A 25,372-nucleotide genomic window follows, 5' to 3' on the forward strand; every position below is an offset into this window, starting at 1 on the left:
GAGTCCCGCATGACCCCTCCCTCGACCATCTTTCCCATCCGCCCCCAGTGGGAAGGCGACGGCACCCACCGCATCCCCTTTCTCGCGTACACCAGCGACGAGCTGTATCAGCGCGAGCTGGAGCGCTTCTTCTACAAGGGCCACTGGTGCTACGTGGGCCTGGAGGCCGAGGTGCCGAACGCGGGCGACTTCAAGCGCACGGTCGTGGGCGAACGCTCGGTGATCATGGTGCGCGATGGCGAGGGTGGCATCCACGTGGTCGAGAACGTCTGTGCCCACCGCGGCATGCGCTTTTGCCGCGAGCGCCATGGCAACCGCAAGGACTTCGTCTGCCCCTACCACCAGTGGAGCTACACGCTCAAGGGCGATCTGCAGGGCGTGCCCTTTCGCCGCGGCGTGAAGCAGGACGGCCAGGTGCACGGCGGCATGCCGGCCGACTTCAAGACCAGCGAGCACGGGCTGACGAAACTGAAAGTGGCCGTGCGCGGCGGCGTGGTGTTCGCCTCGTTCGACGAGAACGTCGAAGCTTTCGAGGACTTCCTCGGCCCGACCATCCTCGGCTACTTCGATCGCCTGTTCAACGGCCGCCGGCTCAAGCTCCTGGGCTACAACCGCCAGCGCATCCCGGGCAACTGGAAGCTGATGCAGGAGAACATCAAGGACCCGTACCACCCGGGCCTGCTGCACACCTGGTTCGTCACCTTCGGCCTCTGGCGCGCCGACAACAAGTCGCAGCTGCGCATGGACGGGAAGCACCGCCACGCCGCGATGATCAGCACCCGCGGCACGGCGGGCAAGTCAGAGCAGGTCACGCAGGTCTCCAGCTTCAAGGAGAGCATGCAGCTCCATGACCCGAGCTTCCTCGACATCGTGCCCGAGCCCTGGTGGAACGGACCGACCGCGGTGATGACCACCATCTTCCCCAGCGTCATCCTGCAGCAGCAGGTCAACAGCGTCTCCACCCGCCACATCCAGCCCAGTGGCCACGGCAGTTTCGACTTCGTCTGGACGCACTTCGGCTTCGAGGACGACAGCGAGGAGATGACCGAGCGCCGCCTGCGCCAGGCCAACCTCTTCGGCCCGGCCGGCTTCGTCTCGGCCGACGACGGCGAGGTGATCGAGTTCTCGCAGCAGGCCTTCGAGAGCAAGCCTTTCCACCGCACGCTGGCCGAGCTCGGCGGGCGCGAGGTCGAGAACACGGAACACATGGTCACCGAGACGCTCATTCGTGGCATGTACCGCTACTGGCGTGAAGTGATGGAGGCTTGAGATGGCCAGCAACATCAACTTCGAGGACTGGCTCGCGCTCACGCAGCTGTATGCCGACTACGCCAGTGCCGTCGACTCGGGCCAGTGGGACCTGTGGCCCGGGTTCTTCACCGAGGACTGCGTCTATCGCCTGCAGCCGCGCGAGAACCACGAGCGCGGCTTCCCGCTGGCCACGCTGTCTTTCACCAGCAAGGGCATGCTGAAGGACCGGGTCTACGGCATCAAGGAAACGCTGTTCCACGACCCGTACTACCAGCGCCACGTGGTCGGCACGCCGGTGATCCGGGCCGTGGAGGCCGGCGGGATCCGCTGCGAGGCGAACTACGCGGTGTTCCGCACCAAGCTGTCCGATGCGTCGACGGTGTTCAACGTCGGCCGCTACCTCGACACCGTCGTGCGCACGGCAGAGGGGCTGAAGTTCGCCCGCCGCGAGTGCATCTACGACAGCGAAATGATCCCCAACTCCATCATCTATCCCCTCTGAGGCGGCCATGACAGACACCCTCTGGACCGATGCACTCTCGGCCGCCGAGCTGCCCACCGATGACGTGATGGGCCTGCTGGTGAACGGCCGCGACATCGCGATCTACACCGTGGGCAGCGAGGTGTACGCCACCGACAACGTCTGCACCCATGGCCAGGCCCGCCTGTGCGACGGCTTCCTCGAAGGCCACGAGATCGAGTGCCCGTTGCACCAGGGCAAGTTCGACGTGCGCACCGGCCGCCCGACCTGCGACCCGGTGACCGAGCCGGTGCGCAGCTACCCCGTGAAGATCGAAGGGCAGCGCGTCTACCTGCAGCTCGATTGAGCGGGTCCGATCCGGCCGGGCGCCGACCCGCCGGAGGCTGGCGGGCGTGACGGCCAGTTAGCGCTAAATCACGCCCGCGCCGGGGTGTTCCGGGGATGCAGCGCACGACGACAGGCCCTAGGGCATCTCCTATGCGCCGGGTGCGCCCGCAGGATCAAGATCGCCGCATGCCGCGGAGCTGTTTCACGCATGCCGGGAGCGAAGCGTCGCCATCACGCGCCATGCCGGGCCAGTCGGCATCGGCCGCGGCCGTGCGGGCTTCCATGTGGGCGCTGCTGGCCTGCGTGGCTCCGGAAGCCGCCGCGGCCGAGAAGCCCGAGGCCGCACCGGAATCCACGGCGGATGAGAACGCCGGGCTGCAACGCATCATCGTCACCGCCCGCAAGGTCCGCGAAGACGTGCAGAACGTGCCCGCGGCCGTCGTCACCCTCGGCACCGAGGAGGTCGAGCGTTTCGACGTCTCCTCGCTGGAGAAGACCGCCGCGCTCACACCCGGGCTGATCATCACCCGCGGCAACAGCGGTTCCGGGGCGAGCATCAGCCTGCGCGGCATCGGCCCGAACTTCTCCAGCATCGGCATCGAGCAGTCGGTCGCCGTGGTGGTGGACGGCGTCTACTACGGGCAGGGCCGGGTCATCGACGAATCCTTCTTCGACGTGGCCCAGATCGAGATCCTCAAGGGCCCCCAGGCCTTGTACTGGGGCAAGAACAGCACGGCCGGCGTGGTCTCCATCACCACCGAGAACCCCGGTCGGCAGCGCGAGCTGATGGCGCGCCTGGGCTACGAGTTCAAGGCCGACGAGCGGATGCTGGGCTTCGTCGTCTCGGGGCCGGTGGGAGAGGGCGTCGGCCTGCGCCTGGCGGTCAATGCCCGCGACATGCAGGGCGGGTACGTCAGCAACGAGGCGCCGGCGGGCACCTACACCACCGTCGATGCGGCGAGCGGCGAAGTGGCGACCCATGCCGTGCCTGCGCCGTCGCCGGGCGAGCTGCCGCGCGAGCGCGTGCTCGCCGCGCGACTGACCGCCACCTACAAGCCCGAGCCCACGCTGGAGCTGGCCCTGAAGGCCAGCGCCGACCGGCGCCGCTCAGGCTCCACCTCCTGGAACGACCGGCTGTGGATCTGCCCCAACGACAGCAACGGCGAGCCTTGCGGCGAAGGCTTCTCGGTGCGGCAGAACCCGGTGCCGGCCGACATCGCTGCGACGCGGCCCTACATGAACCGCTACGGCGGCCAGCTCTACACCCTCTATGAGTCGCAGGGCCTCACGCTGCGGGCCGACAAGAGCTTCGGCCAGGTGACGCTGTCTTCCATCACCAACTACCAGCACTTCGACTACTCGGCGCTGTCCGACTACGACTTCAGCGCCACGCCGGCGATCTGGTCAGACGAGCACGACCGCTACCACGCCTACTCGCAGGAGCTGCGCCTGAACACCAGCTTCGACCAGCCGGTGAACTTCATGGGCGGGCTGTACCTGCAAGGCACCAAGCTCGAGTTCGCGCAGGGCTCGGCCCTGTTCGGCGCCGACAACTCCGCCGCCGCCCCGTCCGACCGCTACCTCGCCTTCTCGAAGGACTCGGCCACGCGCGGCCGTACGACCGCCGCCTATGCGCAGCTCAGCTGGAACTTCATGCCCGGCTGGGAGTACGTGCTGGGCGGGCGCTACACCGCCGAGCGCAAGACCTCGTACTTCGTGCAGCCCTACGTGAACCCCGGCTTCGCCGTGGTGTACCCGCCCGGTGCCCGGCTGGACGCCGACCAGAAGTTCCAAGATTTCTCGCCGGCGACCACGCTGAGCTGGAAGCCCTCCAGCGAGCTGACGGTCTATGCCGGCTACAAGACGGGCTACAAGTCGGGCGGCTTCTCCAACAGCGCCACCATCTCGGCCTTCGGCAACGGACTGGCCGACCTGGCCTTCGGGCCCGAGAGCGTCAAGGGCATCGAGCTCGGGGCCAAGGCGACCCTGCTCGACAACCGGCTGCGCCTGAGCGCGGATGCCTACCGCTACCGCTACTCGGACCTGCAGATCGACTTCTACGACGCGCAGCGACTGAGCCTGGAGACCACCAACGCCGGCTCGGCCGTCGTCAAGGGCGTGGAGCTGGCGGCCGAGTACCTGCCTCCCGCCATCAGCGGCCTGAAGCTGACCGGATCGGCCCAGTACAACCTGGCCCGCTACCGTGACTACATCGCGCCTTGCTATGCCGGCCAGACCCAGGCCGAGGGCTGCCTGCCCACAGGCGCCAACGGCGCGCTGCGGCAGGACCTCGGCGGCCGGCCCACCGCCAATGCGCCGCTGTGGACGGCCAGCCTCGGCGCCGACCATACCCAGGCGCTCGGGCCGGCGATGGCGCTGGGGCTGTCCGCGCGGGTGCGCTACAGCAGCTCCTACTCGGTCTCGCCCTTCGGCCAGCCGCTGGCCGTGCAGCCCTCCTACGTCAACGTGGATGCCGCCGTGCGCCTGGCCGCTGCCGACGACCGCTGGCAGGTGGCGCTGATCGGCAAGAACCTCGGCAACACCTTCGTGGTGAGCTCCGCCTTCGACCAGTCCGGCACGGGCAGCCCCTCCGGAGGGGAGACCGGCACCCCCGCCAACCAGTTCGGCCTTTTCGCACCGCCGCGGTCCGTCGCGCTGGAGCTGACCGCCCGGTTCTGACCCACCCGCCGCCCGTCGGCATCGCCGCCTGGAGACCGCCGATGTCGGACCTGAGCGAATACACCGTAGACCAGCAGGGCCCCGGTCACCCCCGAGGCGAGCTGGTCCTGCGCCGGGGCAGGCGAAGGCGTGACGATCGCCGCGTGCTGCTGCTGTCGCCGGCCGGCGAACACCTGTCGGCGGCCAGCCTGGAGGCCCTGTCGCACGAGCTCTTGCTGGCGCCCCAGCTGGATCCCGCCTGGGCATTGCAGCCCGTCGCCCTTTTGCAGGTGAACAGCCGGACCGCGCTGGTCTTCGACGATCCGGACGGCGTCCCCCTCGACACCCTGCTGGACGCGCCGCTGCCGGCGGGGCGGTTCCTGCCGCTGGCCATCCGCATGGCCGAGTCGCTCGGGCAGCTCCATGCGAAGGGCCTGCTGCACAAGGACATCAAGCCGGCGAACGTCTTCGTTGCCCGCGACGGCGGCATCCGCTTCACGGGCTTCGGCCTGGCCGTGCTGATGCCGCGCGAGCGCCAGCTGCCGGTGCCCACCGAAGTCATCGCCGGCAGCCTGCCCTACATGGCGCCCGAGCAGACCGGGCGCATGAACCGCTCGGTGGACGCCCGCAGCGACCTGTACTCCCTGGGCGTCACCTTCTACCGGATGCTGACCGGCGCGCTGCCCTTCTCGGCGGCCGATCCGCTGGAGTGGATCCACTGCCACATCGCCCGCGCCCCGGTGCCACCGGCCGAGCGGGCCGACGTGCCGCCCGGGCTGTCCGGCGTGCTGATGAAGCTGCTGGCCAAGGCCCCCGAAGACCGGTACCAGACAGCCGCCGGCCTGCAGGCCGACCTGCGGCAGGCGCAGGCGACGCTGGATGCCACCGGCCGCATCGAGGCCTTCGAGCTCGGAAGACAGGACGTGCCCGAGCGCCTGCTGATCCCGGAGAAGCTCTATGGCCGCGACGCCGACGTGCAGGCGCTGCTGGCCAGCTTCGAGCGCATGGTGGCCGAAGGCAGCCCCGGGCTGGTGCTGGTGTCCGGCTTCTCGGGCGTCGGCAAGTCTTCGGTCGTGAGCGAGCTGCACCGGGCGCTCGTGCCGGCGCGGGCGCTGTTCGCCTCGGGCAAGTTCGACCAGTACAAGCGCGACATCCCCCATGCGACGCTGGTGCAGGCCTTCCGCGTGCTCGTCGGCCAGTTGCTGGTCAAGAGCGACGCGGAGATCGCCCATTGGCGCGAGGCCCTCCGGGCGGCGCTGGATCCGCATGGCCAGCTGATCGTCAACCTGGTGCCCGAGCTGGAGCCGATCATCGGCCCGCAGCCGCCCCTGGCCGACGTGCCGGCGATGGAGACGCCCAACCTGTTCCGGCGGGTGCTGGCGCGCTTCATCGAGGTCTTCGCCCGGCCCGAGCACCCGCTGGTGCTGTTCTTCGACGACCTGCAGTGGCTCGATGCCGCCACGCTGGACCTCATCGGCTACCTGATGACGGACGCCGGCGTGCGCCACCTGCTGCTGATAGGCGCCTACCGCGACAACGAGGTCGAGGCCTCGCATCCGCTGATGCACCTGCTGCAGGCGATCCGCCAGGCCGGCACCCGGGTGGACGACATCGTCCTCGCGCCCCTGGCCGCCGAGGACATCGAGGCGATGACGGCCGATGCCCTGCACTGCGAGCGGGCCCATTCGCGGCCGCTGGCCGGGCTGATCCACGCCAAGACCGGCGGCAACCCGTTCTTCGCCATCCAGTTCCTCGGCACGCTGGCGGAGGATGGCCTGGTCTCGCGGGATGCCGCGGGCCACTGGCACTGGGACCTCGCCCGCATCCGCGCACGCAACCTGACCGACAACGTCGTGCACCTGCTGGTCGGCAAGGTGGCCCGGCTGCCGGCCGAGACCCTCGGGCTGCTGAAGGGCCTCGCCTGCGTGGGCAACGCGGCGCGCGTCGCCACGCTGGAGACGGTGTCGGGCCTGCCGGAGGAGGCGATCCGCCAAAGGATGCGCGTGGCCGAGATCGCCGACCTCGTCATGGATCTCGGCGGCGCCTACCGCTTCCAGCACGACCGCGTGCAGGAGGCGGTGTACTCGCTCATCCCGGCTGACGAGCGCCCCCGCGGGCACCTTCGCGTCGGCCGCCTGCTGCGCCGGCACACGCCCGAGGCCGAGCTGGAGTCGCAGGCCTTCGACATCGTCAACCAGCTCAACCGTGGCGTGCAGCTGCTCACGGACGAGGCGGAGCGCCACGACACCGCGCGGCTGAACCTGCTGGCCGGCACCCGCGCCCGCAAGGCCAACGCCTACGCGGCCGCCCTCACCTACCTCAGCACCGGCTGCACGCTGCTGCCGGCCGACCCGTGGGCCGGCGACCATGGCCTGGCCTTCGCGCTCGAGCTGCAACGCGCCGAGTGCGAATTCCTTTCGGGCGCGATGCAGGTCGCCGAGGAGCGCCTGGCGCTCCTGGTCGGAAAGGCGCGCGGTGTGGCGGAAAGCGCCGCGGTGGCCGGGCTGAGGCTGGCGCTGTACCAGGCGCTGGACCAGAACCCGCGGGCGGTCGAGGTGAGCCTGGACTTCCTGCGGCAGGTCGGCATCGCGTGGGACAAGCACCCCTCCGACGAGCAGCTGCAGCCCGACTACGAGGTGCTCTGGCAGCGGCTGCAGGGACTGCACATCGAGGACCTGGCGCGCCTGCCCGCCATGACGCACCCGGTGCACAAGCCCACCGTGGACGTGCTCACGGCGGCCCTGGCGCCGTTCCTGCTCACCGACACCAACCTGTTCCGGCTGGCCATCTGCCGCATCGTCAACCTCAGCCTGGAGCATGGCAACAGCGACGGGTCCTGCATCGCCTACGCCTACCTCAACCTGATCCTGCGCGAAGAGCGCGGCGACCACGCCGCCGGGCGGCGCTTCGGCCTGCTGGCCGTGGCGCTGGTGGAGGGCGACCTGGGCCGCTTCAAGGGGCGCATCTACACCAGCTTCGCCGAGGCCTGCAGCCCGTGGACCGACCACTTCCGCGCCGGCGTGGCCTATGGCGAGAAGGCCGTGAGCGCCGCCCGCGAGAGCGGCGACCTGGTGTTCGATCTCTACGCGCGGCTGCTGCTGGTGCCCCACCGGCTGACGCTGGACGACCCGCTGGAAGAGGTGCAGGCCTACGGCGAGGAAGTGCTCGCGTTCGCACGCAAGCTCTACTTCAACCAGGTCGTCGCGTCCGTCCAGTCGCAGCTCGGCTTCATCCGGGCGCTGCGCGGGCTGACCTCCAGCCTCGTGGCCTTCGGCAGCGAGCAGCTCGACGAGGCGGCCTACGAGCGCGAGCTGCAGGAAGACGAGAGGCTGCGCTCGCCGGCAGCCTGGTACTGGATCCGCAAGCTGCAGGCGCGCTTCCTGGCCGGCGACGCGGCCGGCGCCCTGGAGGCTGCCGCCCGCGCCGCGCACTACATGTTCACCACCCTCACGCCTTTCGAGGAGGTGGAGTTCCACTACTACGCCGCCCTGGCGCGGGCTGCCCAGTGGGCCGGCAAGCCGCCTCCCTCGCTTTCGGCCGAGCTCGAGGCCCTGCGGGTCCACGCCGAATGGCTGGACCGCTTCGCCAGCCAGAACCCCGACAGCGGACCGCCCCGGGCCTGCCTCGTGCGCGCCGAGATGGCCCGGCTGGAGGGGCGTGATCAGGATGCCCAGCGCCTGTACGAGCAGGCCATCCGGGCCGCGCGCGAGCAGGGCTTCCTGCCCAGCGAGGCCGTGGCCTGCGAAGTGGCGGCGCATTGCTACGCCGCCAGGGGCCTGGACACCGTCGCGGCCGGCCTGCTGCGCGATGCCCGCGATGCCTGGCAACGCTGGGGCGCCCACGGCAAGTTGCGCCAGCTGCAGCAACAGCATCGCCGCCTGCTCGCACCGGTCAGCTCCCGTTCGGCGATCAGCACCGCCCAGCTCGACGTGCAGACCGCGGTCAAGGCCGCCCAGGCGGTGTCCAGCGAGATCATCCTGGACCAGCTGGTCAAGACGCTGCTGCTCATCTCGGTCGAACACGCCGGCGCGAGCCGCGCCCTGCTGCTGCTGGCCCGAGGGGCCCGGCTGGAGATCGAGGCCGAGGCGAGCACCGGGCCGTCCGGTGTCACGGTGGCGGCTCGGCGCGCGGCCGCGGGGCCCGAGGACCTCCCGCAGTCGCTCCTGCACTACGTGGGCCGCACGCGCAGCCGGATCGTGCTCGACGATGCCACCGCGGCACCTCCGTTCTCGGCCGACCCCTACGTCGTGCGGCGACAGCCGCGCTCCGTCTTGTGCCTGCCGCTGATGAAGCAGTCGCGCCTGGTGGGCGTGCTCTACATGGAGAACGCGCTGCTGCCGCACGCCTTCGACGCGCAGCGCGTGGCGCTGCTGGACATGCTGGCCGCCCAGGCCGCGATCTCGCTCGAGAACGCCCGCCTTTATGCCGACCTGCAGGACCGGGATGCGCGCATCCGCCAGCTGGTCGACTCCAGCATCATGGGCATCTTCTTCTGGCGCATCAGCGGGATCATCGACGCCAACGACGCCTTCCTGAAGCTGATCGGCTACACGCGAGAGGACCTCGCGGCGGGCCGGGTCGAGTGGTCGAGGATCACCCCGCCGGAGGTCCGGCACCTGGAAGCGCAGCTGCTGGAGCAGTTGCTCGCCACGGGGCACGCGCCCACCTACGAGCGCGACTTCATCCGCCAGGACGGCAGCCGCGTGCCGGCCATGGTGGGCGGGGTGCTGCTGCAGGGCTCCAGGGGCGAGGGGATCTCGTTCGTGCTCGACCTCACCGAGCGCAAGCGCGCCGAGGCGGAGCAGGCCGCCCGGCAGGTCGCCGAGGCCTCCAACCGCGCCAAGAGCGACTTCCTGGCCAACATGAGCCACGAGATCCGCACGCCGATGAATGCGATCCTCGGCATGTCGCACCTGGCGCTGCAGACCCGGCTCGACGACGTGCAGCGCAACTACGTGCAGAAGGTCTACCTCTCGGCGGAGTCGCTGCTGGGCATCATCAACGACATCCTGGACTTCTCCAAGATCGAGGCCGGCCACCTCGACATCGAGGAGATCCCCTTCAGCCTCGCCGACGTGATGGACCAGCTGGCCGACGTGCTGGCGCTCAAGGCCTCGGAGAAGGCCATCGAGCTGGTGTTCGCCATGCCGCCGGACCTGCCCCTGCAAATGGTGGGGGACCCGTCCCGCCTGCGGCAGGTGCTGCTGAACCTGGGCAACAACGCCGTGAAGTTCACCGAAGGCGGCGAGGTCGTGATCCGCGTGGAGGTGGTGGAGCGCGACTCTGTTTCGGCCTTGCTGCACTTCGAGGTGCGCGACACCGGCATAGGCATCTCGGCCGAGCAGCAGCAAAGGCTGTTCAAGCCCTTCGCGCAGGCCGACTCCTCGACCAGCCGGCGCTTCGGCGGCACCGGGCTGGGCCTGGCCATCAGCCTGCACCTGGTGCAGATGATGGGCGGCACCATGGGCCTGCAGAGTCGGCCCGGCGAAGGCAGCCGGTTCCACTTCAGCCTGCGCCTGCCCGTCGTGCCGCAGGCCGGACCGGCGCCACAGGCGAACCCGAGGCTGCAGGACGCGTGCGTGCTGGTCGTCGACGACAACGACACCGCCCGCACGGTGCTGGTGGAGATGGTGAGGAAGATGGGCCTGCGCGCCGCCGAGGCGCGCGACGGCGCGGACGCGGCGCAGGCCGTGGCGCAGGCCGACTCTTCGCACCAGCCCTTCGACCTGCTGCTGCTCGACTGGAAGATGCCGGTGCTCGACGGCGTGGACTGCATCAAGCGGCTGACACACACGCCACTGCGCCATGCCATTGCGACGGTGCTGATGACCACCGCCTTCAGCCGTGACGAGGTCGCCCGCCGCCTGTCGGCCGAGCGGCTCAACGTCGCCGCGACGCTGTGCAAGCCGGTGACCCCGTCGATGCTGCTGGACGCCTGCCTGCAGGCCGTCGGCCATCCGCCCGCGCAGGCGCCCCGCGCGGCACGGCGCAGCGACGGGCAGCCGGCAGACCGCCAGGCCCTGGCCGGCGCGCGGATCCTGCTGGTCGAGGACAACGAGATCAACCAGGAGCTGGCGCGAGACCTGCTCGAAGGCGCCGGCATCGTGGTGACCGTGGCCGGCACCGGCAGGCAGGCCCTGGAGCGCCTGTCCCGAGAGCGCTTCGACGCCGTGCTGATGGACTGCCAGATGCCCGAGATGGACGGCTACGCCGCCACCCGCGCGCTTCGCCGGCAGCCCCGCTTGCACGACCTGCCGGTCATCGCGATGACGGCGAACGCGCTGGTGGGCGACCGTGAGAAGGCGCTGGAGGCCGGCATGAACGACCACATCGCCAAGCCCATCAACGTGGAGGACATGTTCTCCACGCTGGCGCGCCACGTTCGTCCCGCCGCGGCCCAGGACGCAACGCCCGGCGGCATCGATCGCGCCCGGGCGCTGAAGGACCTGGATGGCAACGAACGGCTCTACAAGCGCCTGGTCCGCATGTTCCGCGAGCGCGAGGCGCATTTCGTGACCCGCTTCCGGGCCGCGCGCGAGGCTGGCCGCCCGGACGAGGCGCTGCGCCTGGCACACGACCTGAAGAGCGTGTCGGCCACCGTGGGCGCCTACGCGTTGGCCCAAGCCGCGGAGGGCCTCGAAAGCGCCATGCAGGCCGGCGCCGAGGCGGTGGCGCTGGAGCCGCTCCTGCTCGGTCTCGGCCGCCAGCTCGATGCGGTCATCGATGAACTCGCGGCCTGGGACGAACCGTCCACGCTGTTGCCCGGGGGACTCGGCACCTGATCGGCCGCGCCCGGCGTCAAGGGCCGAACGCCTGGCCGGGCCGCCTCACTTCATCGCCATCGCCGCGAGGTCGATCACCCGGTCCGCGCTCGCGATCGTCTCGGGCCTGTGCGCCACGATGATGCGGGTCAGCTTCAGCGCCCTCACCGCCTCGTTCACGCTGTGCTCCCTGGCCACGTCGAGATGGCTGGTCGCCTCGTCGAGGAAGAGGATGCGAGGCTGCCGGTAAAGCGCGCGAGCCAGCAGCAGGCGCTGCTTCTGGCCGCCGGACAGCGTGGTGCCCATGTCGCCGACCGGCGTCTCGTAGCGCATCGGCATCGCCGCGATGTCGTCGTGGATCGCCGCCTGGCGGGCGCAGGCCTCGATGAGGTCCCGGTCGGGCTCGGTATCGAAGAAGCAGATGTTGTCGGCGATGGAGCCCGTGAACAACGCGTCGTCCTGGAGCACACCGGCCACGGCAGCGCGGTAGCGAGGAAGGCCGATGTCGGCCAGCGACACGCCGCCCACTTCGATGCGGCCGGCCGTGGGCTGCAGCAGGCCGAGCATGAGCTTGACCAGCGTCGTCTTGCCGCAGCCGGAAGGGCCCACAATGGCCACCGATTCGCCGGCCTCGATGCGCAGGTCCAGCCCTTCGAACAACGGCGCTTCGCCTTCGTGGCCGAAGCTCACGCCGATGAGCTCCAGGCTCGCACCGACCTCGATCGCCGTCGCGGCCTTGTCTCCGAGGTCTTCCGGCGGGGCCAGAGCGATGTCGCTCACGCGCTCGGCGTGCAGGCCCAGCATGCGCAGCTCCAGGCCCTTGTCGACCAGGGCGGCCGCGCGCTGGGCGAACTGGGTCTTGTAGGCCAGGAAGGCAACGAGCATGCCGATGCTCAGGCCCTGCCCATCCAGCACCAGCAGGGCGCCGAGCCAGATGGTCACGACGTTCTCGATCGCGAACAGGCCGCTGTTGAGCGACTGCGCGAGCACGCCCAGGCGCTCCACGTGCAGGGCGGCATTGCTCTGGTCGACCGCGAGGTTGTTCCACCGCGCGAAGCGCTGCGGCTCATGGGCCATGAGCTTGATGGTCTGCATGCCGCGCAGGCTCTCGAGCAGGTGGCCGTGCTGCGAGGCGGTGCGCGTCATCTGCTCCCGCGCGGCGTGGCGCATGGTGCTGTACAGCCCCAGTCGCATCGCACCGTAGACCAGGGCGGTGGCCACGCCCACGAGGGCCAGCCTCGCGCTGTACGAGAACATCATGACCAGCGTGAGCAACGCCATCGCGCCATCGACCAGCGCCTCCAGCAATCCCGTGCTCAGCGTGCGCTGCATCGCCTGCAGGGAGTCGAACCGGGAAAGCACGTCGGCCGTCTGCCGGCGCTGGAACCAGTCCATCGGCAGGCGCAGCAAGTGGTGCAGCAGCCTTCGCTGCAGCTGCAGGTTGAGGCAGGCTCCAAGCACCGCGAGCAGCCAGCCGCGCAGCGCCATCAGCACCGCCTGCAGCACGCCGAGCAGCAGGAACGCAACACCGAGCGTGGCCACGAGGGGGCGGTCGGACGTGGCGAGGGCCCGGTCCACCACCGCTTGCAGGTACATCGGCGACAGCAGCAGCAAGCCCTGCAGCAACAGCGTCAGCAGCAGGGCCTGGGCAGCCCGCCAGGCCAGGCCCTGGACGCGGCCCACCAGCGCCGCGACGGTCAGCCGCTGCCGATCGCGGCGGGGCTGGAAACCGGGCGCCGGCGTGAGCTCCAGCGCGATGCCGGTGAACTGCTCGCCGAGTTCGCGCGCCGTCATCTCGCGCAAGCCGCTGGCGGGGTCGTGCACCACGACTCGGCCGCGGCGGTGCGCCACCAGGACCACGAAATGGTTGAAGCTCCAGTGCAGCACGCACGGCAACGCCAACTCGTGCAGGTGATCGGGCTCCACGCGCAAGGGCCGCGCCCCGAGGTGCAGGCGCGCTGCGAGCTGCATGAGATCGGCCAGCGTCGCGCCGCGCGAGGACTGAGGATGGCGCGCGCGCAGCGTGGCCAGGTCGACGTGGTGGCCATGGTGCCCGGCAACCATCGCCAGGCAGGCGAGGCCACACTCGGCGGCCTCGTTCTGCAGCACGAGGGGCGTCGAAGTCCGCGTGAGGACCCGGCGCAGCACGGATCCGAACCAGGCCACCACGCGCGCCCACGGCACGCCGAGTTGCAGCGGCTCTCCGTACTGGCGCAGCCGCCGGGCCTGCAGCGCCTGCTCGCGGAACAGCGGCATCGTCACTCGTGCACCACGTGGCTGTCGTGGCGGGGCTGGCGATGCACACCCTGCTCCGCGTCGAGCAAGTCGAGCGCGGCGCGCTTCACTTCGGCATAGGCCGGCCCTTGGGCGCGGCCGCGGCGGAAGCCCGCATCGCGGCTGAGCAGGAACTCGCAGAAGGTCTGCAGCATCGGCACTTCGGGGCACATCTCCTCGACCCAGAGGAACTGGCCCATCTGGTTGATCTCGAGAAAGACATGCTCGCCCTCGGGCGTGACGATCACGTCGATGCAACCGAAGACCAGGCCCATGCGGCGCAGCAAGGCGCGACAGCGCTGCTGCAGCTCCATCGGCAGCTCGACGGGCGTGATCGCGAGATCGCTCAATTGCGCCACGCGCCAGTCCGTCTTGCCGTGGTGAGTCGATTGCGAATCCAGCCGCGCGGCGATCAGCTCGTCGCCCATGCAGGTGATGCGCAGCTCGCAGGCCTTCGGCACGCAGGCCTGGAAGATGCCAGGGGCCAGCCGCAGCAGCGCGTCGTCCGGCAGCATCGCTTCGGTGACGCGGGCGGTGAACAGCATCGCGAGGCGATCCTCGGACTCCCAGGTGACGGGGCGGAAGGACTTGAAGATGGCGCCGCCCTGCTCGTGCCGGCGCAGGAACGCGCGGATGCGCTGCGGATCGTTGGAGATCAGCGTGTCGGGCAGCGTGAAGCCGAGCTCGCGCGCGGCGGCGAGCTGCAGCACCTTGTTCTCGGCGCGCGAGGCGCAGTGCACGTCATTGACCGCGAAGGCATGCTGCGAGGCCAGACCCAGGGCGCCGCTGAGCAGCACCTGCGCTTCGCGCAGCGCGAACTGGCGGTCGCCCTCCGGCAGCGCGGCGTGCACCACGGGCGGCGAGAGGCGGCGGTTCCAGTAGATGTCGGGCAGCGTGTCGAAGAGCGCGCCCTGCGCGTCGCACACCGCGAGCTGCGTCGGCGCATCGCCATCGGGCGACATCGAGATGCTGCACTGTTCGGGAAAGTCGGCGCAGAACCAGCGGATGGCGCGATGGCCCTGCTGTTCGAGCGCAATCGCCACGGCGGCCGCATGCACATCACGGGCGATGGTGGGGATGAGGATGTTGGCCATGGGTCGCGAGCTTCGTCGGGTGGGTCGAGAAAGCCGGCCCGGCACAGGGCACGGGCCGGCGAGCATGCAGGCTCGAATGGCTTATTCGCCGTCGTCCAGGTTGCCCCACAGGCCGGAGCCGGTGCCGCCGTGGTCCTGGTCCTTCGAGCGGCCGCCGGAGATGGCCTCGACCTCTTCCTTGCTCAGCTCGCGTGCCAGCTGGCGGGCGAGAAGGCGCGGAGCGGCCAGTTCGGAAGCGGGGGTCTGCTGTTGCATGGGCGTGTTCATGGGAATGTCCTCCTTGAGACATGAGTGAATGAACGGTTGGGATGAGGGTGGCCGTGACTTCAGCCACCGTTGGCTTGGCATCGGCCGTGTGGCAGCCGACGGGATGAACGATAGGCGCCGCGGCCGCGATGGGGCATCCCGAGGGGCAGGGGGCCGCTCTCCCTACCGGTGATGTCCGGTTCCAGGCCCGCTTTGCGAATGACTCTATGCAGCGTCCAGCTCGAAGGGCGGCACGCGCCGGCCGTCGATGTCGGTGAAGCCGTACTCGGCGGCCAGGTCGCCCACTCGATGAACGCCGCCGCTCTTGGCCAGCACGTTTTCATCCGCGGCCAGTGCGGCGATGGCACGGCCCACATAACGCGGAGATTCAGTGCGCACCAGAGCAGGCCGCTCGTGCCAGTGCGCCTCGTCGGTCTGGTGGCCGGCCAGGACGAACTCGGTGCGCATCCAGCCCGGCGACACCGCCAGCGAGGCGACGCCGTGGGGCTGCAACTCCTGCGCCATGTCGAAGGCCAGGCGCACCATCGCCGACTTGGCCAGGTCGTAGAAGAAGTTGCCGCGCATGTAGCGGCCGCGGTCCCAGAAGGTGGTGGTGACGATGAGGCCGCGCCGGCGTTCCACCATCCGCGGCGCCGCATGCCGGCTGGCCAGGACGTGGTTGCGCACACCGCGGTCGAACATCGAATCCCAATGCGACATCGGGTGCTGCCAGAAGGGCGCGTCGAACACGCCGTCGAAGGTCTCGTGGCCGCCCCAGGCGTTGTTGACGAGCAGGTCGAGCCGGCCTTGCTGCTCGCGGTCCACGCGCTCGAAAAGAAGCGCGACGTCGTCCTCTCGCGTGTGGTCGCAGCGAACGGGGATGCCCTGGCCGCCGGCGGCCGTCACCTCCTCGGCGGTGGTGTCGATGTCGCCGGGCAGCGAAGGCAGGTGCGAAAGCTCGAGCAGCTGGCGGTAGGCCGCGTTGGCCGGCTCGGCGCGCGTGCTGCGGCCGGTGACGTAGACGGTGGCACCGGCCGCGCCCAGTTCGATGGCGATGCCACGCCCGGCCCCGCGGCTCGCGCCGGTGACGATGGCGACGCGGTCCTTCAGCGGTCTGGCCCCGGGAGATGAAGATTCGGCGGTCATCGGGCTCTCCTTGGCGTCGGTGGTTCGCACCTTAGGCCGCGTCGCCGTCCCTCGTCTTGGAAGAACCCGAAATCGAACGCCGCAGGAAAAGGCTGGGCGACAGGCCGCACAGCGCGCGGAACTCGTTGGCCAGGTGCGACTGGTCGCAGTAGCCGCTGTCCAGCGCCAGTTCGGCCCAACGCGGTGTGGCGGTCGTGCGCAAGGCGCGCAGGCAGGCGTGCAGGCGAGCGATGCGACTCCAGCCGCGCGGCGAAAGGCCGACCTCGGCATGAAAGAGCTGCTGCAGCCGGCGCTCACCCACGCCAACCGCATCGGCGACGCTGCGCACACTGCGTCGACCGTCCGATTCGGCGATCAAGCGCACGGCCTGCGCAGCCTGACCGGGCGGGCGGTGCCCACGCAGCCGGCGCAGGAGCGCACGCTGCAGGCACGCCACGCGCTGCGCATCGCTGCGGCCCTCGCCCAGGCCCTCGACCAGGGTTTCGGTCTCACCCGCGCCCCACAGGGCGTCCAGGGGCAGCATCCGGTCGGTCAGCTCGCCCGCGGGTACGCCGAACAAGGCGGACGCCGCCCCGGGTTGCAAGCGCACCGACAGCCCCGCCTGCTCGCCCTTCAAGCGCAGCAAGGCAGGCAAGGCAGTGGCGCCTGCGATGCCGATGAGAGGGCGCCGCCGGTCCGGCGCGGCCGGCACGCCGGCGAGATGGACGATCAAGTGCGCCGCGCCGTCTGGCAGCACACGCTCGACGACCTCCTGGCCCGGGCCCAGCATCTCGCGGTAGACCGTGATGTGGGCGAGCCAGGGATGCAGCCCGGGAGCCACCGCAATGTCGCGCAGCGTGCCGCGGGGCACGCCGGTCTCGGGCGCGTGGAGCGGGTCGCCGGGCAGGCGGAGGAACAGGCGCTCGGCCATGGGCCGATCATCGCCCGCCTCGCCTGCCTCGGCCAGCAAGACCCTCATGGCGAGGGACTTGCCGGGCCTGGCCGCTCTTCTCCGATCAGATGTTGTCAGGCGGGTAGGAGGCCACGCCGCCCAGCACGTAGGCGACCTGCTTCTCCAGCGGGGTCGTGCCGCTGACCTGCGGCGGGCCGAAGGTCACCGTGACCGTGCCGGTCTTGCTGTCCGACTGGACGTTGTGCACGGAGTACGAACCCTCGGCCTCGCCCAGCGTGAACAGGCCGAACAACTTGAGCTTGATCGACGCGCCGACCTTGAAGTCGCTCGTGATCCGGCTGATCTCGGTGCCGCTGAAGGTCATCGCGATGGTCGGCTGCTGGCTGATCACGAAGGTCTTCAGGCGCGAGAAGGCCATGCCCGGACCGAAGAGCTCGCCGACGTCGTACTCGGTGCCCTGCAGCTTGTAGCCCGTGGCGTCCTGGCCGGTCTTGGTGGCGACCTCCTCCAGGATGTCGTTGGCGTACCAGCCCGTCTTGTTGTCGGCCGACAGGCGCGACGGCGTGGCCGCCACCATGGTCACGCCGGGGTAGGTCATGTCCATCGTCACGCTGGTGGACGACGAGGCGTAGCGCGACATGTCGTACGAGGCGGAGGCGCCGATGGAGATGTCGAAGAATTCGCCGATGGGGATCGGGAACTCGAAGCCGCCCGACAGGCTCATCTGCACGCTTTCCTCGCTGAAGTCGTTCAGGTTGATCACGACCTTCAGCGCGTTGCCGACGGTGTTCAGGCTGCCGATGAGCTGGTTGGCGGTGGGCAGCTTGTCCGGCGTGTAGCCGACGACCCAGCTCTGGGCGCTGATCTGCTGGCCTGCGTTCTGCTTGGTCGGGTTGGTGGCGGCGTCCAGCGCCGCCGCGATCCTCGCCGTTGCGGCGTAGTAGCGGTTGTGCAGCGCGTAGCTGTCGCCCGCCTTGCTCTGGTAGGCCGCGATGGCGTTGCGCAGCGCGTTCAGCGACTTCGGCAGCTTGTCCAGCGAGCCGTAGAGCGCCGTGAGCTGGTCGAACACGTCCTGCAGCTTGCCGCCGAAGGGCGGCGGGTCGTTGTAGACGCCACCGGCGTTCTCGAACTCGCGCAGGATGGAGGCGATCTGGGCGCTGGCGGCGTTGTCCTGCGCCTGCATGTACTGCTCGTCGGCCTGCGAGAAGGAGAAGGTCACGCCCTGCAGGAGCTGGGCGTACAGGTCGGAGAAGCCGCCACCGGTGAGCTCGAGCTGGCCGCTGCTGGAGACGCCCAGCAGCGTGTCGATGTCGTTCATCGTGGCGCCGTTCCAGTAGGCATTGGGGCCGTAGGTGATGCCGTAGTTGAAGCCGGCGGGGTAGCTGACGACGCTGAACTCGCCGTCCAGCTTGGTGGCCAGCAACTGGGCGGTCTGGCGCTGGATCTCGTCGATGAAGGCCTGCTTGCCGGATTCGGCCGCGCCGGCGGAGGCCAGCAGCGTCGATTGGCGGACCTTCCAGACTTCGCTCCGGCACCGCTTCAGCGGCGGGGTCAGCAGGGGCGCCCGGCTCGTCGCCCAGTTGGCATAGGCCTGGGCGACGGCGCTGCGCTCGTCGTCGGCAACGATGGTCTGCTGCGAGTCCCACTTGCCTTTGGGGGTGCGGGGCAGGGCGAGGTAAACGCGATAGGTAGCCATGTCGATCTCCTTGCGATTTCGTGTTGACCCGGCCGGGGAATCCGGCCGGGGCCGGCTGCCGCGTTGGTGTGTGAGCGGCTGCCGGGTTCGCAAGGTAGGAGTCGGTGGCTTGGGCGGCCTTCCGGCCGTCTTCCGGGCGTCGTGGGGCTCCGGAAGGTTGCCGGAAGGTCAGTCGTCGGCGCCGTTCTTGATCACGGGGTCGATGACCAGGCGCCTACCGGTCTTCTTGTGGACCAGGGTGACCGAATACTTGAACTGGCCGGATTCGCTCATCAGGTCGAGCAGGCTGGCGCGGTCGGCCTGCTCGGTCCAGGACGCGGCGGGGAACTGGGTGCCCGGCTCGGACACCTCGATCGCGCCTTCGTCGGCAAAGGCCCAGCCGGCGGTCTTGAGGCGGAAGACGATCAGGGTGTGCGGCTTCTTCACGGCCACCGGATCGGGCGAGAAGCTCACCTGCTCATCGGCGCCGACGCGCACGTCGACGTAGACGACTGGGGCGGCGTGGGCGGTGGGGATGGCGGAGATGAGCGCGCTGGCCGTGAACAGGGCGGCCAGTGGGCGGCGAAGGGTTTGGAATGGGTTCATTGAAAGCTCTCCTGCGATTTTTTGAGTTGATGGCGCGGCGAAGGCGCTGGGACGGATCGCTGGCTTGCTGAGCCGGTCACCGCAAGTCTCCAGGAAGGCCGTCGGGACCGTTCCTGAGTATCGGATCGCCGGTGGCAACCAGGTCCACCGTCACGCCATCGTTTTGCCGGGCGAAGATCAGGATCAGCCCGCGCGAGGAACTTCTGGCCACCGGGACAACGAGTGCCCCATCGCTCATCTCGAAGAGGTTGGGCACGCCGAGGCTACCGTTGAGCGTCTTGGCGACGCCAGAGAAGAGCGTGAGGCCCGCGTCGACCGTGTCCAAGTCGATCTTGTGATCCTGCATCTGGTCGAAGGTCGGCTGGACGAGGCGGACGAAATCGGTCCTGTTCTTGTTCGGACTGCTGTCCAGCACGCCATCGTCCACGCGGACCCAGTCGGCGGTGTAGTAATTCACGGGGGGCGGTGCATCCGTGTCGCCCTTCAGGGGTATGACGTAGTAGGTCGTCATCACGCTGGCGGGAATGCCCTGTTCGTTCATCTATCGCTCCTTGAGGTTGTGGGAGTGGAAAAGGTGGGCGGTACCAGGGGCTGGTAGCCGCCCACCGTGAGGCGCTGCCATGCAGCAGCATCGATCGCGCCCTGTCCAGCGCACTGGCGCAGGTGCAGCCAGGCTTCGAGGACAAGGTCGCCGAGACCGGATTGAACGGCGGGCTGCAAGACCGCGGCTGCGTGCGAGCACCGGTCGCGATCCTCAATCTTCAGCGCCGTCCGAGCCCGCAGTTCCAGCAGGAACATCGCAGCTTGCAGCCGCCGCTCATGCCAGCTGTAGGGTTGCCGAGCAAGAAACTCTTGCAGCGACCGGCCCGTGCGTTCCGCAAGCGATAGCACGAGGGGCCAGTCGGCAGCCGTTGCAGCCATTTCCGACTCGGCCGCCTCCACTCTCAGGGCCGACTTGCGCGCCAGGATCGTCGTGCCCGCCAGATCGGCGCCAAACGAAGACCGCATCGCCTGCAGCCGACGGCCAACGGAGACGCCCTGCGTCGCAAGCATGAAGAGATGAACGGCGCGAGCATTCAAAGCCTCTTCGTGCCAGCGTTGATTGCCGACATCGCGTCGGCTGGCTTCGTCGAAACGACTCAGCCCCGCCTCCAAGGCCAAGACAGCCGCGCGCCCCTGGCCCAGGGCTTGAAGCGCATCCGCACGGCGCAGGTGCAGTGTTCCTAGATCGCGGAGCCGCAGGGCTTGTTCAGGATGCTCCTCAAGCAACCGGGTCACTGCTTCAACAGCCCCGTCGAGCATCACCAAGCCTTCCGTCGGCCGCCCCTGCATCGTCGCGAGCTGGCCCAGCCAAGTCTGCGCCGACACGATGCCGTCGATGGCTTCCGGATCATTCGGCACACGAGCAAGCGCCTCGCGACTGAGCTCCAGGGACTCCCGGAACCAGCGTTCAGCCTCGGCCCACACACCACGCTTCAGCGCAATCGAGCCGAGAGCGCCAACGGCATAGCCCAGCTCCCGACCAGCCTGGGCATCGTCCGGCATCGCCGCCCGCCACCGCTCACTCGCCGCCCGATAGCGCTGCATCTCCGTCTGCGCCCGCTCCCAATCCCCCGCATCGAAGGCCATCTGCCCCAGCCAGAAGGCGCTGGCGCCCAAGGTTCGGTAGTAGTCGGCCCGAGGCAGGCTGGCGTCGCGCTCCAGCGGCTCCAGCAGTTGCCAGGCCTGGCGCAAGGCGGCGGTGGCCGTCTCCACCCGGCCCTTGCCCCGCGTGCTGTTGACCTCGCCGATGACCACCAGGGCCTTGGCGCGCTGCAGGATGTCCCGGGGGGTGGTGTCGGTTGCCGTCGGATGGCTGAGAACTTCGAGCCCCTGCTCGCCCACGCGGCCGAGCAGGTCGAGCTTGCCGAGCGGCCTCAGCTGATCCGCCAGGTCGCCGACCAGGAAGGAGACGAGTTGCAGGCTCTGCTCCTCCCGGGCCTTGGCGATGGCGGCCAGTTGGCCGTTGCGCAGGGCCGCCGCGCCGGCCACCAGTGCCAGCGCGCCCACGCCGAAGCCGGCCGCCACTCGCCATTGCCGCTGCCGGCGCAGCCGCGCCAGCGAAGCACGCACGAACTGGCCAGTCGAGTCGTCGAAGAGCGCGGGCTCGGCGGCCAGCGCCGCACGGGCTCTCCACATCTCCGTGCCGCGCGGCAGCAGCAGCGCCTTGGCCTGGTCGCCCTCGCGCCAGCGCCGCTCCCAGGGCAGCAGCTCTTCGCGCACGGCCAGCACCTCGCGATGGCGCGCGACCCAGGCGGTGACGCGCGGCCAGCGGCGCAACAGCGCTTCGTGGGCCACGCGGATGCCGCCTCGTCCGCCCGACTGATCCGCCACGAGCAGGCGCGCATCGACCAGCGCCTGGACCAGCTCGCGCTCGGCAGCGGTCTCCAGGTCCGCGGCATCCACCCATCGGCCCGTGGGGCCGGCCTCTTCGGAACCCAGCACGATCAAGCGGGCCAGCAGCGGACCCAGCGCCTCCTGCTCCGCGGCAGGGCGCGAACTCAGCACCGTCTCGGCGCGGCGGCCGACGGCGCCGTCCAGCCCGCCCAGGGCGTCGTAGGCCTCCCAGGTGAGCACGTCCCCCGGCTCGCGCTCGGCGTAGAGCGCCTGCAGGGTGTACTGCAGCAGCGGCAGCGCGTCGCTGGCCCGCATCGCATCGGCGCAGAGGCGGTCGTCCAGGCGCCACAGGCCGCTGGTGTCCGAGCCATAGCTGAGGCCCGCGGCGCTGGCCGGCAGGCGGATGATCTGGGCGATCGATTCCGCGCCCGGCGGCGCGAGGTCCATGTGGGCGCCGTGCTCCTTTCCCCTCATGAGCAGGGGCTGCTTGGCGACGCTGGGGTAGAAGTCGTTTCGGCACACCGCCAGCGTCATGAACAGCCCACCGCCCATCAGGCGCTCCAGCAGGGCGAGGAGGGGCTGCGCGGCCGTGGCGTGCTGGGGTTGGAACAGCGCCTCCAGGCGGTCCAGCACGAGCAAGGCAGGCCGATCGCGTTGCCGGTCGGACACGGTGGCGTCGAGGCCCGCGCGCAGTTGCGTGAGCAACTGGTCGGGGCCGCTACGCATCAGTTCGGCAAGCGAATCGACACTGTGGCCGGACAGCAGCGGGATGCCCTGCACCTCCCAGTCGAGCATGGCGCCGGCCAGGGCCTGCTCGGGCGATTGCCCCGCCAGCGCGGCCACGTCGAGGCAAGCCGCCGCGCAGGCCCGAAGCGCGGGCTCATCGTCTTCGCCAGGCACGGGCCTCGAATCGAGCAGCGCGGGCAGCAGCCCGGCCTGCACCAGCGATGTCTTGCCGGAGCCGCTCGGGCCGAGCAGCAATACCAAGGGATGAGCGCTTCGCCATTGGTGGCCGAGCCGGTCGCGAAGCTCGGCAATCTCCGCGTCACGGCCGAAGAAGACCGAGGCATGGCCAGCGCCGAAGGGCTCCAGGCCGCAAAACGGCGAGCGGCCGCGCCAGCTGCCGCGGTGCCCACGCGCCCCTTCGTCGAACAGCACGCGCGTCGGCGCGATCAGGCGATAGCCCTGCTTTCGGATGGTCTCGATGTATCGCGGCTGGGCGGCGCTGTCACCCAGCGCGCGACGCAGCAGGGCGATGGTCTTGTGCACCGGGTTGTCGCCCACGGCGACACCGGCCCAGCAGGCATCGAGGAGGTCCTCGGTCCGCAGCACGGATCCGGCATGGCGGCACAGCATCGCCAGCACGGCCATGTGCAGGGGCTCGAGGGCGAGGGCTTCTTCGCCGCGGTGCAGGCGCCGCGAAGCCACGTCGACCAGCCATTCGCCGATGACGAAGCGGCTGGCGGAGCGGGGGTGGTCGGCGGCTGCGTCAGCATCAGCGCTGCCGGACGGCAAATCGGCAGCCGCTGGCCGCCCGGACGGGGCAAGGCCCGGACGTTCGTCGGAATCAGGCACGGTCTTCCCTGGAATACCGTCACGACCCCGTCCAATGCCGTGCGCTTGCTTGCGAGTGGAGACCCTCGCTTGATCGTGTTGAAAGTAGGCGGGGCAGTATACGAGTGCCCCATCTAACTTCCTACTTGACCAGCAACACCCTCATGCCCAGCGACTTGCCCGCCTCGCGCTCCAGCACCTGCACCGTCGTCTGCTGGGGCTTGAAGCCCTCGGGCAGGTCGATGCGGCCGCGCACGATCTCGTGCCCCCGGATGGAGACCGGCACCGGCTTGGCGTTCACGGTGCTGGCGCCCTTCGCGCCCTCGCCCGAGACCACCATCTGCAGCACGGCGTTGAAGGGCTTGGTGCCCGACCGCTCGCGGGTCAGCACGACGTCGTAGTCGAGCGTGCGGCCGTTGGCGCTGAAGCGGCCGGCGCGCACCTCGACGCCGTTGTCTCGCGGGTCGGGCGGCAGCGCGGCGACCAGCGAGGCGATATCGGCCTTGAGATCCTCGGTGGCGCCGCGGCTGGACGTGAGGTCGGCGCTGAGCTTGGTCTTCTCGGCGAGCGCCGCCTCGAGTTGCTGCTTGGCGGTGGCCATCTCGGCCCGCAGGCGCTGGCGCTCCTCATCGGCCTCGCCATAGGCCTGCCGCAATTGGGAGGATTCAGTGGGGGACAGGCGCGGCGGCAGCACGCGCTCCTGCAGGTAGACCACGCCGCCGGCACCGGCGACGGCACCGACCAGCAGGAGCCAGAACCAGCTGGGCAGCCCGCTGCGCCGGCGACTGCGGCCGTAGGGATCGAAAATGACAGGCTTGTTTCGGCCGAACATCGAGAAGCAAGGATCGTTTCAGGGTACGCGGGAGCCTAGGGCCAGGGGCGAGACAAGTTGAAACGCGATGTTCCGGGTGCCGGGCCGGTCCTCAGTATCTCGAAGCCTCCGGCAACTCGATCTTGACCTCCAGCACTTCCAGGTTGTCCTGACGCTCGAGCTGGACCTTGATGTCCTGCGGGTTGATGGAGACGTACTTCGAGATCACCGCCACCAGCTCGCGCTGCAACGCGGGCAGGTAGTCGGCACCCGTGCGGCCGGCGCGCTCATGCGCCAGGATGATCTGCAGCCGCTCCTTGGCGACGCTGGCGGTCTTCTTCTTCTCGCCGATCAGGAAGGAGAGAAACGACATCGACCTTACCTCCCACCGAACAGGCGCTTGAACAGACCCGGCTTCGCCGCCTCGATGAAGCGCATGGGCCGCTCCTCGCCCAGGAAGCGCGCCACCAGGTCCTGGTAGGCGCCGGCGACGTCGCTGTCCTTCAGGTGGATGGCGGGCAGGCCCTGGTTCGAGGCCTGCAGCACCGTCTCGGACTCGGGCACCACGCCCAGCAGCGGGATGCGCAGGATCTCCTGGATGTCCTCCAGCGAAAGCATGTGCCCTTCCTGCACCCGGCTGGGGTTGTATCGAGTGATGAGCAGGTGCTCCTTCACGCCCTCCTGGCCCTCGATCGCGCGCCGGGTCTTGCTGGCGAGCATGCCGAGGATGCGGTCCGAGTCGCGCACCGAAGAGACCTCGGGGTTGGTGACGACCAGCGCCTCGTCCGCGAAGTGCATGGCCAGCAGTGCCCCGGTCTCTATGCCCGCCGGCGAATCGCAGACGATGTAGTCGAAGCCCATTGCGGCGAGATCGTTGAGCACGCGCTCGACGCCTTCCTTGGTCAGTGCATCCTTGTCGCGCGTCTGCGAGGCGGGCAGCACGAACAGCGTGTCGACCTGCTTGTCCTTGATCAGCGCCTGGTTGAGGTTGGCCTCGCCGTTGATGACGTTGATCAGGTCATAGACCACGCGGCGCTCGCAGCCCATGATGAGGTCGAGGTTGCGCAGGCCGACGTCGAAGTCGATCACCGCGGTCTTGTAGCCGCGCAGCGCGAGGCCGGACGAGAAGCTGGCGCTGGTGGTGGTCTTGCCGACCCCGCCCTTGCCGGATGTGGTGACGACGATTCTTGCCATCGGTAACGAGTCCTTGAAGTTCGAGA

At 69.5% G+C, this 25,372-nt stretch carries 17 protein-coding genes; 5 read left to right on the plus strand and 12 right to left on the minus strand.

Annotated elements, in window-relative coordinates; all coding sequences use genetic code 11:
* Positions 1–9 precede the first annotated feature (9 nt).
* From ACS5PM_RS08305 to ACS5PM_RS08325, 5 genes are all read left to right on the plus strand, one after another.
* Positions 10–1,269, plus strand: a complete 1,260-nt coding sequence (locus ACS5PM_RS08305) for an aromatic ring-hydroxylating dioxygenase subunit alpha (protein ID WP_439387125.1) — start codon at positions 10–12, stop codon at positions 1,267–1,269.
* Between the two features lies 1 nt (position 1,270).
* Positions 1,271–1,753, plus strand: a complete 483-nt coding sequence (locus ACS5PM_RS08310; RefSeq protein WP_439387126.1) for an aromatic-ring-hydroxylating dioxygenase subunit beta — start codon at positions 1,271–1,273, stop codon at positions 1,751–1,753.
* A gap of 7 nt (positions 1,754–1,760) precedes the next feature.
* The gene (locus ACS5PM_RS08315) at positions 1,761–2,078 is read left to right on the plus strand and encodes a non-heme iron oxygenase ferredoxin subunit (RefSeq protein ID WP_439387127.1); all 318 of its coding nucleotides are present in this window, start codon (positions 1,761–1,763) and stop codon (positions 2,076–2,078) included.
* Positions 2,079–2,245: 167 nt separating this feature from the next.
* On the plus strand, positions 2,246–4,738 hold the full coding sequence (locus ACS5PM_RS08320) for a TonB-dependent receptor (RefSeq protein WP_439387128.1): 2,493 nt from the start codon (positions 2,246–2,248) through the stop codon (positions 4,736–4,738).
* Positions 4,739–4,779: 41 nt separating this feature from the next.
* The gene (locus ACS5PM_RS08325) at positions 4,780–11,499 is read left to right on the plus strand and encodes a response regulator (RefSeq protein ID WP_439387129.1); all 6,720 of its coding nucleotides are present in this window, start codon (positions 4,780–4,782) and stop codon (positions 11,497–11,499) included.
* A 45-nt stretch (positions 11,500–11,544) separates the two neighbouring features.
* Here ACS5PM_RS08325 and ACS5PM_RS08330 read toward each other — a convergent pair whose 3' ends face one another.
* The 12 genes from ACS5PM_RS08330 to minD form a co-directional block, all read right to left on the minus strand.
* Positions 11,545–13,734: a peptidase domain-containing ABC transporter gene (locus ACS5PM_RS08330; RefSeq protein WP_439387130.1), complete on the minus strand. Its 2,190-nt coding sequence runs from the start codon at positions 13,732–13,734 to the stop codon at positions 11,545–11,547.
* A 2-nt stretch (positions 13,735–13,736) separates the two neighbouring features.
* Positions 13,737–14,846, minus strand: coding sequence for an ATP-grasp domain-containing protein (locus ACS5PM_RS08335; RefSeq protein WP_439387131.1), 1,110 nt, complete (start codon positions 14,844–14,846; stop codon positions 13,737–13,739).
* Positions 14,847–14,927: 81 nt separating this feature from the next.
* The gene (locus tag ACS5PM_RS08340) at positions 14,928–15,113 is read right to left on the minus strand and encodes a hypothetical protein (protein ID WP_439387132.1); all 186 of its coding nucleotides are present in this window, start codon (positions 15,111–15,113) and stop codon (positions 14,928–14,930) included.
* Between the two features lie 204 nt (positions 15,114–15,317).
* Positions 15,318–16,238 (minus strand): SDR family NAD(P)-dependent oxidoreductase, encoded by a 921-nt coding sequence (locus ACS5PM_RS08345; RefSeq protein WP_439387133.1) that lies wholly within the window; start codon positions 16,236–16,238, stop codon positions 15,318–15,320.
* A gap of 31 nt (positions 16,239–16,269) precedes the next feature.
* Positions 16,270–17,196 (minus strand): helix-turn-helix transcriptional regulator, encoded by a 927-nt coding sequence (locus tag ACS5PM_RS08350; protein WP_439387134.1) that lies wholly within the window; start codon positions 17,194–17,196, stop codon positions 16,270–16,272.
* 37 nt (positions 17,197–17,233) lie between these two features.
* On the minus strand, positions 17,234–18,826 hold the full coding sequence (locus ACS5PM_RS08355; protein WP_439387135.1) for a hypothetical protein: 1,593 nt from the start codon (positions 18,824–18,826) through the stop codon (positions 17,234–17,236).
* A gap of 168 nt (positions 18,827–18,994) precedes the next feature.
* Complete coding sequence (locus ACS5PM_RS08360) at positions 18,995–19,411, minus strand: hypothetical protein (protein WP_439387136.1); 417 nt, start codon at positions 19,409–19,411, stop codon at positions 18,995–18,997.
* Positions 19,412–19,487: 76 nt separating this feature from the next.
* Positions 19,488–19,952, minus strand: coding sequence for a hypothetical protein (locus ACS5PM_RS08365; protein WP_439387137.1), 465 nt, complete (start codon positions 19,950–19,952; stop codon positions 19,488–19,490).
* On the minus strand, positions 19,949–23,302 hold the full coding sequence (locus ACS5PM_RS08370) for an nSTAND1 domain-containing NTPase (protein ID WP_439387138.1): 3,354 nt from the start codon (positions 23,300–23,302) through the stop codon (positions 19,949–19,951). The genes ACS5PM_RS08365 and ACS5PM_RS08370 overlap by 4 nt, the downstream gene beginning before the upstream one ends.
* Positions 23,303–23,483: 181 nt before the next feature.
* Positions 23,484–24,173 (minus strand): hypothetical protein, encoded by a 690-nt coding sequence (locus tag ACS5PM_RS08375; RefSeq protein ID WP_439387139.1) that lies wholly within the window; start codon positions 24,171–24,173, stop codon positions 23,484–23,486.
* A 91-nt stretch (positions 24,174–24,264) separates the two neighbouring features.
* On the minus strand, positions 24,265–24,525 hold the full coding sequence (gene minE / locus ACS5PM_RS08380) for a cell division topological specificity factor MinE (RefSeq protein WP_439387140.1): 261 nt from the start codon (positions 24,523–24,525) through the stop codon (positions 24,265–24,267).
* Between the two features lie 5 nt (positions 24,526–24,530).
* Positions 24,531–25,346: a septum site-determining protein MinD gene (minD, locus tag ACS5PM_RS08385; RefSeq protein ID WP_439387141.1), complete on the minus strand. Its 816-nt coding sequence runs from the start codon at positions 25,344–25,346 to the stop codon at positions 24,531–24,533.
* Positions 25,347–25,372 lie beyond the last annotated feature (26 nt).

Origin of the sequence: Ideonella flava, from assembly GCF_051857595.1 — a bacterium.
Classification (GTDB): Bacteria; Pseudomonadota; Gammaproteobacteria; order Burkholderiales; family Burkholderiaceae_C; genus Ideonella.